The 240-nt window shown below is 67.9% G+C and carries 1 protein-coding gene; it reads right to left on the reverse strand.

Annotated features, from left to right (window positions below):
• Positions 1-240 (reverse strand): sigma-70 domain-containing protein (locus O2W16_RS21590; RefSeq protein ID WP_331253776.1); only part of this gene is annotated, 240 nt, incomplete at both ends.

Here is a 240-nt window from a genome sequence, read left to right on the forward strand (position 1 = left end):
ACCGAGCTGGCTGTCGCCCTCGTCACCGATCGTCTGGTCCAGGCTGATCGGCTCCCGGGCGTACTGCTGGATCTCCACCACCTTCTCCGGGGTGATGTCCATCTCCTTGGCCAGCTCCTCCGGGGTGGGCTCGCGGCCCAGCTCCTGGAGCATCTCCCGCTGCATGCGGCCGAGCTTGTTGATGACCTCGACCATGTGCACCGGGATGCGGATGGTGCGGGCCTGGTCGGCCATCGCCCG

This window comes from Modestobacter sp. VKM Ac-2984 (assembly GCF_026967985.1).
GTDB lineage: Bacteria > Actinomycetota > Actinomycetes > Mycobacteriales > Geodermatophilaceae > Modestobacter.